Source organism: Paenibacillus lacisoli, assembly GCF_030580655.1.
In the GTDB taxonomy this organism is placed as follows: Bacteria; Bacillota; Bacilli; order Paenibacillales; family Paenibacillaceae; genus Paenibacillus; species Paenibacillus lacisoli.
Window position 1 is genome coordinate 38,013 of record NZ_JAUQTB010000004.1, and the last position, 17,008, is coordinate 55,020.

Here is a 17,008-nt window from a genome sequence, read left to right on the forward strand (position 1 = left end):
GCCGATCGGAACACATGGGCATCACAACCGGGTCCGATCAGATCCACGATTCACTCTGCAGTGCGATCAGGCCGCGGAGATCCTCATCCGACATTTCCGTCAGCCAGTTCTCACCGGAGCCGACGACCTGCTCGGAGAGCATTTTCTTACTGTCGATCAGCTCGTCAATCCGTTCCTCCAGTGTGCCCTGACAGATGAGCTTGTGCACCTGCACATTTTTGCTCTGTCCGATGCGGAACACCCGGTCGGTGGCCTGGTTCTCCACAGCCGGGTTCCACCAGCGGTCATAGTGAATAACGTGGCTGGCCCGGGTCAGGTTGAGCCCTACTCCGCCTGCCCTCAGGGAGAGCACAAACAAGGAGGGGCCTTCCCCTTTCTGAAACTGATCTACCATTTCGTCCCGCCGCGGCTTCGGCAGCCCGCCATGCAGGAAGAACGGCGTTTCACCGTAACGCTGGCCAAGCTTAGCCACGAGCAGCTCACCCATGGATACGTACTGGGTGAAGATCAGCGCGGCTTCCCCGTTCTCGCGTATGGAATCAACGAGTTCCAGCAGATGCTCCATCTTGCCGGAGGCCTCTGCCTTCGCAGAATCAGCCCGGCCGCCAAGCAGCACCGGATGATCACAAATCTGCTTGAGTTTCGTCAGCGAAGCCAGCACCAGACCCTTACGGGCAATGCCGCGCTGGCCGTCCAGCTCACCCATCAGCTGGTTAACCACACCCTGATACATGCCTGCCTGCTCCGGTGTCAGGGAACAGTAAGACTTCAGCTCCAGCTTCTCCGGCAGATCCTTACGGATGTCCGGATCGCTCTTGAGCCGCCGCAGCATGAAGGGCGCGACCAGCCGGTGCAGCTGGCGCAGCGCCACGTTCCGTTCCTCTCCGCTGCCGCTGTAGCGGGAACGGAAGGAAGCTGCTGTTCCGAGGTAACCGGGATTCAGGAACTGGAAGATCGACCACAGCTCGCTGAGCCGGTTCTCCACAGGAGTGCCCGTCATCGCAATGCGGTGCGGAGCCTGCAGCTTGAGCACGCTCTGTGCCTGCTTCGTGCGGTGGTTCTTGATGTATTGGGCCTCATCCAGAATGATGGAGGACCACAGCACGGCAGCCAGATCGGCACCGTCACGGCCTGCAAGATGATAGGTGGTCAGCACAATATCGTGCTGCTCCGCCTCCCGGTGAAACTGGGTACCGCGCAGCCGCTGACTGCCATGATGAATATACAGCGACAGATCCGGTGCAAAGCGCTGCAGTTCCCGCTGCCAGTTGCCCAGCAGCGAGGTCGGGCAGACAATCAGCGCCGGACGCAGTGCCTCGCCTGCACCCGCTCGCTCCCGTCCATCCAGCAGACAGGTGATAACCTGAATCGTTTTGCCAAGGCCCATATCATCAGCAAGACACACCCCAAAGCCCAGATCCCTCATAGATGCCAGCCATTGATATCCCCGCTTCTGATAGGGTCTCAGCTCCCCGTGAAGCTCTTCCGGCACGGGCCGAGGCTCCATGTGTCTCAGCAGCGAGCCGTCCACCAGCGAAGAGAGCCGTCCGACAGACTCAGCTCCGAAGACGGCCATCCCCTTCCAGGTAAGCTCTTCTTCACCGTCGTCGCCGGCGGCCAGATGCATCCACTCGCCTAGCGTCATCTCGCCTTCTTCCCCGCGTTTGATGTATCGCAGCACCTGGCGGATCTCCTTGAGATCGACTTCAATCCATTCACCGTTCAGCTGGACAAAAGGCATATTCGCCGCAACCAGCCGTTCCAGCTCTTCGGTCGTCACTGCCCGTCCGCCGAGAACGGCTTCCGGTTCAAACGTAACAATCTGGCCCAGCCCAAGGGCAGATATACCTTCCTCCCGGACCGCCTCCTGCTGCTTCTGCATTTTGAGCCGCAGGCCGGCCCTGCGCTTGCCTTCACGGCTCCACCGGGAAGGCAGTTGAATCGTTACCCCGCTGCGCTGAAGCAGCGGTACGGATTCTACCAGAAAGCGGAAAAACACTTCGGCTTCCAGTTCGGCCGCTTCGGGATACGGGATGCACAGCGCATCTTCCAGGACCGGTGCCTGCGCGGCGGCCTGCCCCAGCGCCTTCAGCAGCTGCTCATGCACCGAGGTGTAACGGAGACTGCCATGCTCCAGGTCCTGCTCCGGATGGCGCCAGATCGCGGCGGCCGGCAGACGCATGCCGGGTTCCGCATCGCTCTCCGCCCAAAAACTGATGCGCCACAAATGCTGTCCCTCCTCCAGCGGAGGTTCCAGACGCAGCAGCAGACGCAGACGGGCTTCCGCCGGCTGTATTTCCTCCTGCTCCTCGAAAGGAACAGATGAATTCCATACCCCCATAATAACTTCACCGAGCTCGGCCAGCTCGGGAGCCGTTCCCTGTACCGGAATTTGTCTCCCTCCGGTAAGCAGGCTGTTCCACCACAATTCAGCAAGCGGTGAAGAACCCCGCCGGTAATTGACTCTATATTTGGCAATCTCCCGGTCCATCGTCTCCAGCACGGCAGATGCCTCACCCTGAATGACCGCAGCCATGAAGGAATGCAGCACAATGGCCCCAGCCTCCTCGCGGGTTGCTGGCTCATTACCCGCCAGTGCCGCAGGCGCTGACAAGCAGATGGCCGGCATCGACGCGGCCAGCTGCAGGAAGCGCTGACGTTCCTCATTGCCGAGCAGACTTGGAGACCATACACCGATGGCCGCCTCCTGGCCGCCCCTGCGACGGGCTCCGGTCTGCGGCGCCGGCACGAGCGCCGGTTGAATGGCGCCGCGCTGCATCAGCTCTGCAGCAAACCGGGCCGCCTTCGCCCAATACAGCATTTCGCCGCCCGGTTCAATCCCGGCACGGCGGCAGTGCTCCTCATTCAACGTGAGCAGCAGCCGAAAGGCATCGCGCGGCGTCAGCGCCAGCCCTTCCAGCGTGCGTCCCAGCAGGCCGCGGCGTTTGCCGCCGCGGCCGCTGTCCCGGGAAGGTCCGGGAACCCGCAGCTCCGCCAGGCGCAGCGCTGCCGATTGGAACGGGCGGTAGCCGCTATTCAATTCCAGCCGGCGTACAACGGCACTCCACGCGTCGACGCGCGGCTCCGATGTTTCACCGGACAAACAGAAAAATACATCTCCGAGCCAAACTCCATACAGCGGTTGATTCATGTCTTATCTCCCGTCCAGCCTTTCGCATTGTTACTCTTCATCATATACGAAAATGTGAGGTTTTAAAAACCTTTCCTGAATCCTAATCGAGTTTAGTCTACCTAAACAGCATAAAATCAGCAGGTTTTGCTTGAAGCAGCTGTCTCCCCCATTACCCGGAAACAGCAAAAAGCACCCTCTTTCCTCCGAAGAAGAGGGTGCCTGCATATTCTTTCAGTTGAGCTTGACATAGAAGCCTTACCCTTCGCTTTAACGAAGTATCAGCCAGCTGGCTCCTTCCATGCCATCCTGCACCTGCATGATGACACTGCCGCTCTCGGCTTCGACATACCAGCCTTCACGTCCGGCAGCAAGCTGCTTCGCATTCAGCCGTTCCAGCCCCTCGATTCGGGAAGGCTCGAAGCCAGGCTGATGAAGAACGAAGCGGAGATGATTCCGTTCAGCAGCATAGGTCCGGACCTGATAGTCATAGGCCAGCTCGATTCCTTCTTCCCGGCCGGCGATCCTTACAGCCAGTTGGCTGTACTGCCCCTGTTCATGGTTATAGCTGACACCATCATCTTCGTACAGGCTGGCATCCGCCTGGAAGCCGTTCTCTGCCTTTGCTCCATATAGATGGAAGGTCAGCGCATCTTTCACCGGCAGCAGCGGTTCCTCTGCATACTGCCGCAGCGCGCCTTCCGCAATGACTGCGCCACTCCGGATATACATCGGCATCCGCTCCAGCGGCGCACAGGCTAGTATATGCTGCCCGCCCGGATGCTCTTCGCCGGTCCAATAGTCAATCCATATGCCCTCAGGCAGATAGACAGAGCGGTATTCACTGTCAGGACGATAGACTGGTGCAATCAGGACATCACGGCCCAGCAGGAACTGGTCACTCAGATTCGTCACATGACGATCGGCCGGGTATTCCAGAATGAGCGGTCTCATGATCGGAAGGCCGGTCTCGGCGGCCTCATGAAACAGATTATAGAGGTGAGGCATCCAGCGGTAGCGCAGACCGATGTAAAAACGCAGAATGCCCTCCACTTCCTCCCCGAAGGACCATGGTTCCTGACGCATCGTATCCAGGGCGGAGTGATTGCGGCAGTAAGGGAAGAACACACCCATCTGGGTCCACCGGACGAGCAGCTGGGCCGACGTATGGTGGGCAAACCCTCCAATGTCAGGACCAGCGAACGGGATGCCCGAGAGCCCCATATTGAGCACCATCGGGATGGCCAGGGCCATGTGCTCCCAGAAACTGCGGTTATCCCCGGTCCAGACTGCTGCATAGCGCTGAACACCGGCATAACCGGCCCGGGTCAGGACGAAAGGCCGTTCATTGCCAGTCTGTCTGCGCAGTCCCTCGAAGGTAGCCTTGGACATCAGCATCCCGTACAGATTGTGCATTTCCTCATGCGTTTTAGGCTGGCCGTCGTTCCCGTGAATAACATCCAGATCCATCGTTTTGCTCTCATTAAAGACTGCCGGCTCATTCATGTCATTCCAGATCCCCCGGATCCCCAGCTTCGTGTAGAAAGTGTGAAGATCTCCCCACCATTTGGCGGTATTCGGTTCGGTGAAGTCAGGGAATGCACTGATTCCCGGCCATACCTCTCCATAGAAGATGTCACCCTCCAGCTTGCGGCAGAAATGCCCCTGCTGAACGCCTTCCCGGTACACCGGATACTGCGGATCCTTTTTCACGCCCGGGTCCACAATGGGTACGATCCGCATGCCCAGCTCTTTTAATTCGGCCATCATGCCTTCGGGGTCGGGAAAACGTACCGGGTCGAAGGTGAATACACGATACTCATTCATATAGTGAATATCCAGGTAGATCACATCACATGGAATCTGCTTTTCCCTGAAGGTACGCGCCAGTTCCAATACCTCATGCTGATTCATATAGCTGTAGCGGGACTGGTGATACCCGATCGCCCACTTCGGCGGCAGGGAAATCCGTCCGGTCAGCGCGGTATAGCGGGATACCACATCCTTCATATCAGGTCCGCCAATAAAATAAATGTCGTACTCTCCGGTGTGACAAGCGATGGAATAAGCGCCGCTGTGCGAACGCATGTCAAAATCGGTTCGACCCGGATTATCCAGGAAGATGCCATAGCAGCTGCCACCTTCCTGCATGTGAATCAGCAGCGGAATAGACTCATAGAGAGCTTCGATCTCCGGCATATGCGGGGCAAAGACATCCGTATTCCAGTTCGTGTAGCGTTCGCCGCGTTTGTCCAGGAAGCTCGCCTTTTCTCCAAGGCCATAGAAATGAGACTGTGCTGGCATATCATATACCGCATTGCTGAGTCCGCGTGGGTTCCAGCTGATCAGGTTCTGGCGGGCAATCCGCTTTCCTTCCCGGTCATCGACCATCCAGGACAGATCCGATTTGACAATGTGTACCTGCAGGCTCCCTGTGTCCATAATCAATTGATCTTCCTGATTCCGTACAATAATACTAACTTTATCCGTTATTTGCGGCAGTACAGCCGGAGTCGTGGATAAACCCGGAACCCCGCTATGGTACAGCTTCAAGCGGAAAGTATGCTCGTTCAGGAACACCAGCACCAGACGGGCACGCTCCCCCTCCAGATAGAAGACTTCCCCTTCCTGTCTCCAGCTTTTCAAGGCTCCTGGTGTGTTCCACGCTTCCTGAATAACCACAGGGCCGCTCTTATTCGGATGTATGGCTTCACTTGTATCCAACATGGTTATCTTCCTCTCCTGATCCGTATTATAAGCTCTCTATTACGATAAAAGAGTCCATTACCCGGAAGCGGATAACGGACTCTGGCCGGCTCGGGATGTTCCCTCTGCTCGATTATTTGGACTTCAGGCTGTCCCAGGTTTTCTGGAAGTCTTCCAGAAGCTTGGTTTTATCGGATTTACCAGCCACATAAGCCTGCATTTCGCTGCCGAATTCCTGCTGTGCACCCTCCGGATAGTTGCTGAAGTTCCAGTTCAGGAGCTTGTTGTCCTGGCTGTATTTCACTACCTCCATACCGAGGTCGCCCAGATCTTCATCAGCCGCTTTGATGTTGGTGAAAGCAGGGATGAATTTGAACTCTTTGGTAATATATTTCTGACCTTCCGGAGAAGTGACGAGCCAGTTCAGGAATTCTTTGGCTTCGTCTTTCACTTTGGAGTTTTTGTTCACAACCCAGTTGTTAGCCACACCTACAGGGAGTTTATCCTGCGATGGATCATCGTTAATCGGCATTGGCAGAATACCCAGGTTCAGATTCGGATTGATTCCATCCAGCTGCACCTGTGTCCAGTTACCCTGCTGCATCATCGCGGTCTGTCCGTTGGCGAAATTCGTTACTTGTGTGTTGTAGTCCGTTGTCAGGGGATTTTTGTTGCCGTATTTCAGTGTCAGGTCGAACAGTTTAGTCCATTCATCAAAAACTTTGTTGCCCGGAATCTTCTCACTGCCCTCGTTCAGCTTCTGAATGAAGCCGGATGGATCCTCCTGGTTAGCGAATGCAATGTTCAGCAAATGGTTGCCAAGCACCCAGAATTCCTGGTAGCCATTGGAGAATGGCGTAATACCGGCAGCCTGCAGTTTTTGTGCCGCTTCGTCCAGCTGAGTCAGCGTTTTGGGCATCTCGGTAATGCCTGCTTTTGCGAACAGATCTTTGTTATAAATAAAGCCATATCCTTCAAGGTTCATAGGTTGACCGTACAGCTTGCCGTCCTTGGTCATCGGCTCTTTGGCCACTTCAACCACATCTTTGACCCATGGCTGGTCAGTCAGATCTTCCAGATACTCCATCCACGTGTCAAGTTCACGGTAACCACCGACGTTGAAGATATCCGGCTGCTCACCGGAGGCAAATTTCGCCTTCAGCGCAGCACCGTAGTCACTGCCGCCGCCAACAGTCTGAATGTCCAGCTTGATGCCAGGATGGCTTGCTTCGTATTCACCTTTCAGGCGGTTCAGCGCTTCAGCAATTTCTACTTTAAACTGGAAAATGTGAATCGTTTTGTCACCGCCGCCGCTGCTGTCCGAAGCCGTATCTCCTCCCTCGGACGTTTTGCTGCTGCTGCAGCCCCCGAGTACCGCTGTCAGTGCCAGCAGCATAATCAGTGCGAGCTTGCCGTACTTTTTCATGTGTGATCCTCCCTTTTTATAATGGCTGTTCTGTACCCCTTGCCAATTTGTGTAATCGCTTTCTAAATCTATTGTATATAGCAGAACACGATCGAGGGACGTAACATATTGACCGAACAGGGGGAAGGGATTGACCTCCCTTTGTCATTTTAACCCTTGACCGAGCCGGCTGTAATACCTTGAATAATATACTTCTGCATGAGCAGGAAGAAGATAATGACCGGCAGGATACCCAGTACAAGCGCCGGCAGTGCGAGATCCCATTGCTTCGTATATTGACCAAAGAAGGCATAGGTCGCAATCGGGATGGTACGCAGATCAGCGCTCTGCAGAATCAGGGATGGCAGCAGATAATCATTCCAGATCCAAAGCGTATTGAGGATAATGACCGTTACGTACATCGGACGCATGAGCGGATACACAATCCGGAAAAACACCCCGTAAGGGCTGGAACCATCAACCGTAGCGGCCTCCTCAATTTCGACCGGAACCGACTTCACGAAGCCGTGGAACAGGAAGACGGACAGCGGTACTCCAAATCCCAGATAGCAGACAATCAATCCCCACAGACTGTTGCTCATGCCCAGTGTCCCTGTTACTTTGACCAGTGGAATCATGACGGACTGAAAAGGAATGACCATGGCGGCAACAAACATCGAGAACAGAATCCGGTTAAAGCGGGTATCTCGGCGGACCATGCGGTAAGCCGCCATCGAACTGATCAGCACGAGCAGCAGGTTGCTTACGATCGTAACTACGGCCGAGTTCCATAAAGCCTCCGGGAAGCGGGTAATCTCCCAGGCCCGGGTATAGTTGCTCCATTCGAAAGCCTTCGGCCATGCAGCCGAGTCGGAGAGCAGGTCCCCGAACGTCTTGACAGAGTTGGCGAACAGGAAGTAGAACGGCACTAGGAACAACAGTCCGATGCAAATCATAATGATTTCAGTAATGAATGTTCCGATCCGGTAGTTTTTGGTTGTATCCATCAGGACTGCACCTCCCGGCTTTTCGTCAGTTTGACCTGAAGACTGGTAATAACGGCCACAATGACGAAGAAGATGAACGCCTTGGCAGTACCCAGCCCGTAACGGTTGTTGGCGAATGCCTCATTGTAGATGTTTAATGCTACCGATTCGGTGGAGCCGAACGGACCGCCTTTGGTCAGCGACAGATTCAGGTCGAACATCTTGAACGACCAGGAGATCGCCAGGAAGAGACACACCGTCACCGCAGGCATAATCAGCGGAATAATGATCTTGCGCAGAATTTGCGCCTTGCTCGCACCGTCGATGGCTGCCGCCTCCAGAATCTCGTGCGAGACGTTATTGAGGGAAGAGATGTAGATCACCATCAGATAACCGGCTGTCTGCCAGACGAACACGATGATGATCCCCCAGAAGGCGGTTGTCTCATCACCGAGCCACGGCAGATTGAAGAAGGAGAAGCCTGTTTTTTCGCCGATGGCAGAAAAGCCCTTGACGAAAATGAACTGCCAGATAAAGCCGAGCAGCAGACCGCCGATGACATTCGGCATGAAGAATACGGTCCGAAGCACATTGCGTGACTTCAGCTGCTTGGTCAGGAAATACGCGAGGAAAAAGCCGAGTAAATTCGTTAATACCACACCTGCCACTGTGAACCGCACCGTGAACCAGAAGTCTGTCCTGAAGTTGGTGTCACTGGTGAAGATCTGTTTAAAGTTATCCAGACCAACCCATGCGGCCTTGCCTGATACCCCGTTCCAGTCGGTGAATGAGTAGTACATTCCGAGCAGGAAAGGGATTACAATAATGATGATGAAAAATACAGTGGAAGGACCTACGAAGACCAGCTGCTGAGCGAGCTGGGATCTTGTCTTTCTATTTCTCATAGGATCGCCCCTTTCAAATTCTGTTGGTCCTGAGACTCATTATGGAGTATCCTTAAACGGCGAGACACCGAAGATCGTGAACCTTTAGGTGGAATATATTGATGTCACCGAAACTTTGTACAAGGAGGCCCGCTGTCTGTCATGAAGTTCCGCAGCATCCGCTCCCGTCTGATTCAATTTATGCTTCTTGCCGTTATTGTCCCGCTGGTTCTGTCCATGACCTTCACATTTCTGCAGACCAAACACTCGCTCCGGGAACAATCGGTGGCAGAAAATGAACGGCTGATCTATCAGGGAGCCACCAATATCGACAACTATCTCGATTCGATCAACCGGGCGTCCATTGTCATTTACAGTGACCCCGACTTCCTGCTCAACATGGCCAAAATCCCCGATGACTACCGGGCCGTCGCCGAAATCTACACGACCCTTCAGACTATTATGAATACGGTTCCAGGCGTGACTCAGGTCTACCTCCATTCTTTTGAATCCAATCAGTCGACGCTTGTTACAAGCACCGTCCCGCAGCGGGATACGCGCTGGAAGGCTTACACCGGAAGGGTGCCTTACGATGAGAACGGCATTTATTTTCAGCCGGCCCATCAGAGTGACAACTACGGCTTCAAGGCTACGCTGCCCAAAATGCCCGAGCAGCTGGTCTTCACCTACCACCGCTCCATTGAACGGGTGCCTGCCAAAGAGAAGCTGGGTGTTCTTGCTATTGACGTGTCGCTGGCCCGCATCCGCAATATATGCAGCCAGCTGTTTGACGCTGAGGAAGAAAAACTGTATCTGGTCGACGGCAAAGGAACCATCATCTACAGCGGAGACGAGAGTAAAATAGGTACGCAGCTTCAGGACACCAAGCTGACCACCCAGCTTCGCGAAGACAGCAGTCATGGTTATTTTGAGGAAGACTCGACCGGTATGCATGTGTATCAGAAGCTGAATTCCGGATTGACCGACTGGAGCATCGTCAAGCAGATTCCGGCTAAGACGCTGTATCACCGCGCAACCCAGCTGACCCAGGTCAATTCGATCATTGCGGGTGCAGCGCTTGTCATCGTCATCCTCGGCACCCTGTTCATTTCGATCCGCATTACCGGTCCGATCCAGCAGCTCACCCGGTATATGAATGTGATTCAGAAGACGGGCCAGCTGGATATGAATATTACGGTGAAAAGCCATGATGAAATCGGCGTATTATTCCGCAGATTCAGACAGCTTATGGATACGGTCAACAATCTGATCCTGAGGGAATACAAGCTGGAGCTGGCCAACAAGACTAACCAATTGAAAGCGCTTCAGGCCCAGATTAATCCCCACTTCCTGTATAACGCCTTGCAGTCTATCGGCACATTGGCTCTGCAGCAGCAGGGTGCCCGGGTCTATTCGCTCCTCTCCTCTCTCTCCAAAATCATGCGTTACAGCATGCGCGGAGGAGCGCTCGTTACGCTCAGGGATGAAGCTGATCATATGAAGCAGTATCTGGAGCTGCAGCAGGAACGGTTCGGGGATCAACTTCAGATTACGATGAACTGGGCCGAGGATACACTCGATGTGCCGCTGCCCAAGATGGTTTTGCAGCCGCTGGTGGAGAACTACTTCAAGCATGGCGCCGAACCGCTGTACGGTCCGGGTGAGCTGACACTGACCAGCCGCATGATTGCCCCCGGCCGCCTGCAGATTATCATTGAGAATAACGGCAGCCCTATTCCGGATGACCAGCTGCTCGAATTAAGAGAACGGCTGTCCCTCAGGTCTAGCACCCAGAACGACACCGTGATGGATAACCATGATCCTGCAGCTGAAGAGCATATTGGTCTCAGCAACGTACTGCAGCGTCTGAAGCTGTACTCCGATGGCAAAGCCCTGCTTCAGGTTGACAATATTCAGCCTCACGGCGTTAGGTATATACTGGAAATTGATACAACGGCTATGAATGGATACAGAGAGGATGAGAAAGATGAAAGTGTTGATCGTTGATGATGAGAAGCATGTGCGGGATGCAATCCGGCTGCTGGGCGACTGGAAGTCGTTTGGCGTGGATACGGTGCTCGAGGCCGACAACGGCGCTTCCGCCATTCATATCATCCAGCAGGAGACTCCCCAGATTGTGGTGACCGACATGAATATGCCTGGCCTGGGCGGCGAACAGCTGCTGGAATGGATCAATGAACATCAGTCGAATACTAAGGTGCTTGTCGTCAGCGGCTATGATGATTTCCGCCTGGTGCGTCATGCCATCCGTTTCGGCGGTATGGACTATATCCTCAAGCCGGTGGACCCGGACGAGATCAATGCCGCATTGTCCAAGGCCATTCAGTCATGGCATCACGAGGAGGCCAAGCGGCTGGATTCGACCCGACAGAGCATTGTAGTTAATCAAATGCGCCCGCATTATATGGACCAGCTGCTCTCCGGACTCATCAGCTCAACCGGGCGTGCCCATGCTGCACTCTCCCGCCTTCGGGATGAGCTGCTGCTTCCGCATGACATCACTCATTGCGCAGTTGCTGTCATCAGCACCTCTCATCTGGATCCGGAGCTGCTGGGTAAATATGAGCACAACCACTCCCTGCTGCAGTTCTCTATTCTGAACGTGTGCAGTGAATTCCTGGAGAGCCGCCGCACCGGCACGGCCTTCCGCAATTTGAAGCAGGCGGACGAAATCGTGCTGCTCTACTGGCGGGATTCGGCAATGCTGCCACAGATTTTGAATGATATGAATCAGGGAATGTCCATTACACTGGGCCGGTATGTACACTTTGGCGTTAGCTCAGCCTCCCCGTTCCCGCAGGGTCTGTATGCTGCCTATCACGAAGCACGACAGGCGCTGTGGCGGCGAAATCTGCTGCAAGCCTCCGGCTGTCTCCATCATGCCGCTCCCCCTGCTTCGGCCTCCCGTTCCCTGCGGATGTCCGCCTGGGAAGAGAAGCTTCGCGTCAGCGCTTTGAGCTGCAATGACCGTCAGATTGCCGCAGCAGTAGGCGAATGGCTGGCCGTGGTCAGCCTGCTGGACAGCATTCATGCCGAGCAGATTGCCGGCTGGAATAGTGAACTTGACTGGATGCTTGGCCGCTGGCTGGACGACCGGCCTGAGGATGCAGCCGGCGAAGAGCTGTCCGGCCAGCGTGAAGCGGCCACTGCACTACCGATGAATGATCATGGCCTGCTGGACATCTCTCTCTGGCGGCAGCAGATGGAGAAGCGGCTGAAGGCGGCTGGGACGGCTCTCACCCAGATCCATGGCAAAGAGAATCATATTATCCGGGATATCGCCCGTTATCTGGATCAGCATTATGCCGAAGAGATTTCACTGCAGGATATGGCGGGCCGCTTTTATCTGAGCCGCGAATACATCTCGCGCAAGTTTAAGCAGGAGTTCGGCATGAATCTGACCGATTACCTGGGCCGTGTACGTATCCGGCAGGCGAAGCTGCTGCTGTTAAATCCGCAGCTGCGGGTCACCCAAATTGCCGAAATGGTCGGTTACCAGGATGAGAAATATTTCAGTAAAGTATTTAAAAAAATGGAGGGACGCTCACCCGCCGAATTCAGAAAGCAGGCGATGCCTGCCAAATCATAGTCATATTTTCCGTGAAAGTGGGTATATTCATGTTAGGAAACGCTTGACCCACGGGTCATTCAGTAGGCTATTCTTAACTAAGAGGAGGAATATCCATGAACCGGAGCCATCCTTACAGGTGGTTAAATGTTATTGCATTCGCAGCAGTTATCATCGTCAATTATCTCGCTATGTCTCTGCCTATCGGCGGCCGCAGCACCAGCGAAATTTCGGATACGTATCCCACGCTGATCACTCCTGCGGGTTATGCCTTCTCCATCTGGAGCCTGATCTATCTGCTGCTGGCAGGATTTGTGATCTATCAGGCCAGCCGCGGGAAGGACCGGGAGTCTGTTCACTCCATCGGTATCTTTTTTGTCCTCAGCTGTGTGTTTAATATCGCCTGGATATTCCTGTGGCAGTACGGTTATGTAGAAATTGCATTGGTTGATATCGTGCTGCTGCTGCTGTCACTGATTGTCCTGTACGTGCGGACGCGTGCCATTGAACGTCCAAGCCTCGGGGAGATCTGGTTTCTCAAGGTTCCCTTCGCCATCTATCTGGGCTGGGTATCGGTCGCAACGATTCTGAATGTGTCGATTGCCCTCGTGAAGAATAACTGGAACGGCTTCGGGATCAGCGCTGAGACCTGGGCTGTCGTCGTCCTGCTAATCGGTGCCGTCCTGGCTGTGCTCGTCAGTTTTCCCTACCGGGACAGCGTCTATCCGCTGGTCTTCGTCTGGGCCTATATCGCCATTGCCAGCAAGCAGCATGATAACAGCACCGTACTCTATACCTCATGGATTCTGGCAGGTCTTCTGTTCCTCTATGCGGTCGGATTGTTTTTCCTGCGCAACCGGTCCCGCGACTAACTGAATTATATAATTGGACGGCAAAAAATCGTGAACCTCGATCCATTTCATGGTTCTATGCTAATTATAGTAAAAGGCTATTCCCTAATGGAATAGCCTTTTATGGTGGTTAAGCTTTCAGCGCGATGGTCTCGATCTCAACCAGTGCGTCTTTTGGCAGACGAGCTACCTCAATGGTGCTGCGCGCCGGATAGGGCTGCTGAAAGAATGAGCTGTACACTTCATTCACGGCAGCAAAGTCGTTCATGTCTTTCAGGAAGATCGTTGTTTTCACTACGTTGTTCAGGCTGCTGCCTGCCGCTTCCAGAATCGCCTTCACATTGTTCAGCGACCAGCGCGCCTGCTCGGCAACTCCTTCGCCAAATTCGCCTGTCTGCGGGTTCAGACCCAGCTGGCCTGATGTAAAGATAAAGCCGCCGGCTTCCGCAGCCTGGCTGTACGGTCCGATTGCGCCGGGTGCATTCTCGGTAGAGATTGTTTTCATGTCTGTTCATCCCTTCATATGTAGTTCTTATCTGTGATCTGTTCAACATTATATAGTATGTCCCTGCTTCTGGCGAGAGCTCCCCGTCAGCCTTCTCCGATGACACGGATTATATCGTTCGGATAGACATGGGTCCCGCCTGTCCGGGTCGCCGCTACCCGTACCATGGCCCTGGCCAGAATGGAGGCGGGCATCGCCCGGTAGCCGGTTCCCCAGCGCTTCAGGATCGGGTCAAGCGCTCTCATAACTACCGCACCTGCTTCTTCGCCTGCCCGGCGCTGATCCCGTTTGCCGAGCAGCAGGGAGGGACGAAACAGGTGCAGGGAAGGATAACCTATATCCATCAGCGATTGTTCCGCCTCTCCTTTAACACGGTTATAGAAGATCCGGGAAGAAGCATCTGCACCCATGGCCGATATGGCCAGCAGCTGTCTGGCTCCATGCTCATAGGCCAGCCTGGCCGCAAGCCGCGGATACTCCAGATCGACCTTACGGAACTGCTCACGTGACCCGGCCTGCTTGATAGTAGTTCCCATACAGCTGAACAGATCGTCAACCCCCTGGAACTCCTCTCCTGCTGTCTCGATCCGCTCCCAGTCCAGCTCGATCTGGTTCAGCTTGTGATGCTTCACATCCAGCGGACGCCGCACCACGACCGTTACCTGCTCATAGATATCACTTGCCAAAAGCTCTCTGACGACAAAGCCGCCGGTCAAGCCCGTGGCACCGATGACCAGAGCGCGCATCCCCATCATTCTTCCTCCTTCGGATCCGATCATTCTGTCTTCTTCATTCAAACCTTCTGCCTCGATGTCCTAAACTGGAAGGTACAGGGAAAAGGTGCTGCCTTGTCCTTCCGTACTTTTCAGCAAGATGAATCCTCCTAGCAGGCGAGCCAGGTCTCTGCTGATGGATAAACCTAACCCTGTCCCCCCATAACGGCGGCTAATCGTCCCATCTGCCTGCTGAAACGCTTCAAAGATTACATGCTGCTTATGAGGAGGAATTCCAATTCCTGTGTCCTCCACGGAAAAGACAATCCAGTTTCCTTTCTGCCCGGAGCGCAGCTCCTTCTCCAGATGCGCCTTGACCCGGACCCGTCCGTTGTGGGTGAACTTAAGGGCATTAGAGAGCAGGTTGCGCAGGATCTGCTGAAGACGCTTGGGGTCTGAATAGATCAGCTCCGGCAAACCAGGCTGCTCCTCAAGCTCCAGCTCCAGTCCCTTCTTCGCAGCCTCCAGTTCGAAGTGAGATATCAGAACCAGCAGCGTTTCACTCACATTTACATCTTCTTGGACGATCTCCAGTTTACCTGCCTCAACCTTGGACAGATCCAGAATATCGTTAATCAGCAGCAGCAGATCATGGCCGGAGCCGTACATAATTTCACCGTACTGTTTCAGCTCGTCTTCGCTTAACTCCTGCCCGGACTCCATAATCATCTGTGCCAGATTAATAATCCCGTTCAGCGGTGTCCGGAGCTCGTGGGACATATTGGCCATAAACTCCGACTTGTACTGGGAAGCCAGCATCAGCTGCTTGGCCCGTTCCTCCAGCACAATTTTGGCCTTCTGCAGCTCCAGGGTCTGCTCGGAGAGGCGGGCATTGGCCGACTCAATCTCGTACATACGCCGCTGGTCCAGCTGAAAGTCACGCAGCATGAGGGCAAATGCGAAGCAGAGTACAATGCTGAGCGGAAGTGTATACGGGACAATTGCCGTCAAGTACTCATGGGCCGTGATCACGCCGAACAGTGCTATATTCACGGTGTTGATCAAGTTCACAGTAAGGATTGTGATCATCACCTTGATCATCAGCCGATAATCGCTGCGCCGCAGCCACTCGTTCAGGAGCATGCCAATTACACCCAGAATCGCAAGGTTAATAAAGCCTGCAAAGGCGGCCTGGCTGATTCCAAAGGTGAAGCGCGTCAATCCGATGCCGACTCCAATAATTAATATATAATAGGAGCGGCTGTACGCCAGAATAGCAATGATCAATGGAACAATGCGCAGGTCAAAAATTACGTTCTCACTGAGTTGAAAACCAAAAAAAGAGCTGATCCAGCCCCCGAAAATCATCAGCAGCACAGAGAGGCTGTACTTCACTCTGGCAGATAAACGGGATAACGTGTACTTATAAAACAGGTTGGCCAGATAGGCCACGGTAATTAACATTCCCAAGTTCATCAGGAACATTTTAGAAAAGTGCATGAACTCACTCCCGTGCTGCATAAATTCATCATCATTCTACATGCAGATCCTCACCATCATATCATGAAGAGCATCATAGAGATATGATCGATTGGAATAACGTGCCTGACGGGTACACAGGCAAAAAAAGAACGCACATCAGATACGATGTGCGTTCTTTTTGGCAAAGGAAGACCTGGCCAGCTCAATCCAAGGCTTCCATCGTTTTCGATAAGGCAGGACAGCGGTCGAAGAATCCGGTTCACTGTAATGCTGGACGGTCTCCATGACCGGTTCGGCCTCGAAGGACTCCTCGTTTACCAGCATGTAATAACGCAAATGATAAGAGCAGACGGTGTCCCCCTGCTGGACGATCACCTGATCGCCCCGGATTTCCATGACTCTGCCGGCAATTACATGTGATTGATACATCTTCCTCGCCCCGCCTCATGTTTAGTGTTGTCGAACAAGGTATAGCGTCCGGCACATGCTCCTAAACTCCATTATGGTTACGGGTCCAGCTGTCGTATTCCCGCTCTGCAGCTTCTTTGGTGTGACCGTATCTCTCCTGAAGTTTGCCTACGAATTTATCCTTCTGTCCGTCAATGACATCAAGATCATCGTCGGTGAGTTCTCCCCACTTTTGCTTCGCTTCACCTTTTAACTGATTCCATTTTCCTTTAAATACGTTGCTGTCCATGTGGATCAACTCCGTTTCATTTTAAGTTTAAATCAAATAATTTTCAGAGAATGATCCGCT

Annotated in this window: 13 protein-coding genes; 3 read left to right on the forward strand and 10 right to left on the reverse strand. The window is 53.9% G+C overall.

Going from position 1 to position 17,008, the window contains the following annotated elements:
* Nucleotides 1-37: 37 nt before the first annotated feature.
* The 5 genes from Q5741_RS09600 to Q5741_RS09620 all read right to left on the reverse strand — a co-directional run bounded on the left by Q5741_RS09600 (nucleotide 38) and on the right by Q5741_RS09620 (nucleotide 9,132).
* Complete coding sequence (locus tag Q5741_RS09600) at nucleotides 38-3,151, reverse strand: DEAD/DEAH box helicase (protein ID WP_305023870.1); 3,114 nt, start codon at nucleotides 3,149-3,151, stop codon at nucleotides 38-40.
* Nucleotides 3,152-3,400: 249 nt separating this feature from the next.
* Nucleotides 3,401-5,857 (reverse strand): glycoside hydrolase family 31 protein, encoded by a 2,457-nt coding sequence (locus tag Q5741_RS09605; protein WP_305023871.1) that lies wholly within the window; start codon nucleotides 5,855-5,857, stop codon nucleotides 3,401-3,403.
* 112 nt (nucleotides 5,858-5,969) lie between these two features.
* On the reverse strand, nucleotides 5,970-7,262 hold the full coding sequence (locus Q5741_RS09610) for an ABC transporter substrate-binding protein (protein WP_305023872.1): 1,293 nt from the start codon (nucleotides 7,260-7,262) through the stop codon (nucleotides 5,970-5,972).
* Between the two features lie 149 nt (nucleotides 7,263-7,411).
* Nucleotides 7,412-8,248 carry a carbohydrate ABC transporter permease gene (locus Q5741_RS09615; RefSeq protein ID WP_305023873.1) on the reverse strand — a complete coding sequence of 279 codons (837 nt, stop codon included), beginning with the start codon at nucleotides 8,246-8,248 and terminating at the stop codon, nucleotides 7,412-7,414.
* Nucleotides 8,248-9,132: a carbohydrate ABC transporter permease gene (locus Q5741_RS09620; RefSeq protein ID WP_305023874.1), complete on the reverse strand. Its 885-nt coding sequence runs from the start codon at nucleotides 9,130-9,132 to the stop codon at nucleotides 8,248-8,250. Before Q5741_RS09620 ends, Q5741_RS09615 begins: the two co-directional genes overlap by 1 nt.
* Before the next feature lie 141 nt (nucleotides 9,133-9,273).
* Here Q5741_RS09620 and Q5741_RS09625 point away from each other — a divergent pair, with 141 nt between their 5' ends.
* The 3 genes from Q5741_RS09625 to Q5741_RS09635 all read left to right on the forward strand — a co-directional run bounded on the left by Q5741_RS09625 (nucleotide 9,274) and on the right by Q5741_RS09635 (nucleotide 13,572).
* Nucleotides 9,274-11,118: a cache domain-containing sensor histidine kinase gene (locus Q5741_RS09625; protein ID WP_305023875.1), complete on the forward strand. Its 1,845-nt coding sequence runs from the start codon at nucleotides 9,274-9,276 to the stop codon at nucleotides 11,116-11,118.
* A complete protein-coding gene (locus tag Q5741_RS09630; RefSeq protein ID WP_305023876.1) occupies nucleotides 11,099-12,721 on the forward strand; it encodes a response regulator transcription factor in 1,623 nt (540 codons plus the stop codon). The genes Q5741_RS09625 and Q5741_RS09630 overlap by 20 nt, the downstream gene beginning before the upstream one ends.
* Nucleotides 12,722-12,816: 95 nt before the next feature.
* Complete coding sequence (locus Q5741_RS09635; RefSeq protein WP_305023877.1) at nucleotides 12,817-13,572, forward strand: tryptophan-rich sensory protein; 756 nt, start codon at nucleotides 12,817-12,819, stop codon at nucleotides 13,570-13,572.
* Nucleotides 13,573-13,681: 109 nt separating this feature from the next.
* Here the strand turns inward: Q5741_RS09635 and Q5741_RS09640 are convergent, their stop codons facing one another.
* The 5 genes from Q5741_RS09640 to Q5741_RS09660 form a co-directional block, all read right to left on the reverse strand.
* On the reverse strand, nucleotides 13,682-14,056 hold the full coding sequence (locus tag Q5741_RS09640) for a RidA family protein (protein ID WP_305023878.1): 375 nt from the start codon (nucleotides 14,054-14,056) through the stop codon (nucleotides 13,682-13,684).
* 86 nt (nucleotides 14,057-14,142) lie between these two features.
* On the reverse strand, nucleotides 14,143-14,808 hold the full coding sequence (locus Q5741_RS09645; protein ID WP_305023879.1) for an NAD(P)H-binding protein: 666 nt from the start codon (nucleotides 14,806-14,808) through the stop codon (nucleotides 14,143-14,145).
* A gap of 63 nt (nucleotides 14,809-14,871) precedes the next feature.
* Nucleotides 14,872-16,269 carry an ATP-binding protein gene (locus Q5741_RS09650; protein ID WP_305023880.1) on the reverse strand — a complete coding sequence of 466 codons (1,398 nt, stop codon included), beginning with the start codon at nucleotides 16,267-16,269 and terminating at the stop codon, nucleotides 14,872-14,874.
* Between the two features lie 138 nt (nucleotides 16,270-16,407).
* Entirely contained in the window at nucleotides 16,408-16,680 is a 273-nt protein-coding gene (locus Q5741_RS09655) for a hypothetical protein (RefSeq protein WP_305023881.1), read from the reverse strand.
* Between the two features lie 61 nt (nucleotides 16,681-16,741).
* The gene (locus Q5741_RS09660) at nucleotides 16,742-16,948 is read right to left on the reverse strand and encodes a CsbD family protein (RefSeq protein WP_305023882.1); all 207 of its coding nucleotides are present in this window, start codon (nucleotides 16,946-16,948) and stop codon (nucleotides 16,742-16,744) included.
* Nucleotides 16,949-17,008 lie beyond the last annotated feature (60 nt).

Coding starts and splice junctions, on each gene's coding strand:
- Q5741_RS09650 (WP_305023880.1), bottom strand. CDS start 16,269: ATGCACTTTTCTAAAATGTTCCTGATGAACTTGGGAATGTTAATTACC.
- Q5741_RS09645 (WP_305023879.1), bottom strand. CDS start 14,808: ATGGGGATGCGCGCTCTGGTCATCGGTGCCACGGGCTTGACCGGCGGC.
- Q5741_RS09625 (WP_305023875.1), top strand. CDS start 9,274: ATGAAGTTCCGCAGCATCCGCTCCCGTCTGATTCAATTTATGCTTCTT.
- Q5741_RS09600 (WP_305023870.1), bottom strand. CDS start 3,151: ATGAATCAACCGCTGTATGGAGTTTGGCTCGGAGATGTATTTTTCTGT.
- Q5741_RS09655 (WP_305023881.1), bottom strand. CDS start 16,680: ATGTATCAATCACATGTAATTGCCGGCAGAGTCATGGAAATCCGGGGC.
- Q5741_RS09640 (WP_305023878.1), bottom strand. CDS start 14,056: ATGAAAACAATCTCTACCGAGAATGCACCCGGCGCAATCGGACCGTAC.
- Q5741_RS09635 (WP_305023877.1), top strand. CDS start 12,817: ATGAACCGGAGCCATCCTTACAGGTGGTTAAATGTTATTGCATTCGCA.
- Q5741_RS09660 (WP_305023882.1), bottom strand. CDS start 16,948: ATGGACAGCAACGTATTTAAAGGAAAATGGAATCAGTTAAAAGGTGAA.
- Q5741_RS09605 (WP_305023871.1), bottom strand. CDS start 5,857: ATGTTGGATACAAGTGAAGCCATACATCCGAATAAGAGCGGCCCTGTG.
- Q5741_RS09620 (WP_305023874.1), bottom strand. CDS start 9,132: ATGAGAAATAGAAAGACAAGATCCCAGCTCGCTCAGCAGCTGGTCTTC.
- Q5741_RS09615 (WP_305023873.1), bottom strand. CDS start 8,248: ATGGATACAACCAAAAACTACCGGATCGGAACATTCATTACTGAAATC.
- Q5741_RS09630 (WP_305023876.1), top strand. CDS start 11,099: ATGAAAGTGTTGATCGTTGATGATGAGAAGCATGTGCGGGATGCAATC.
- Q5741_RS09610 (WP_305023872.1), bottom strand. CDS start 7,262: ATGAAAAAGTACGGCAAGCTCGCACTGATTATGCTGCTGGCACTGACA.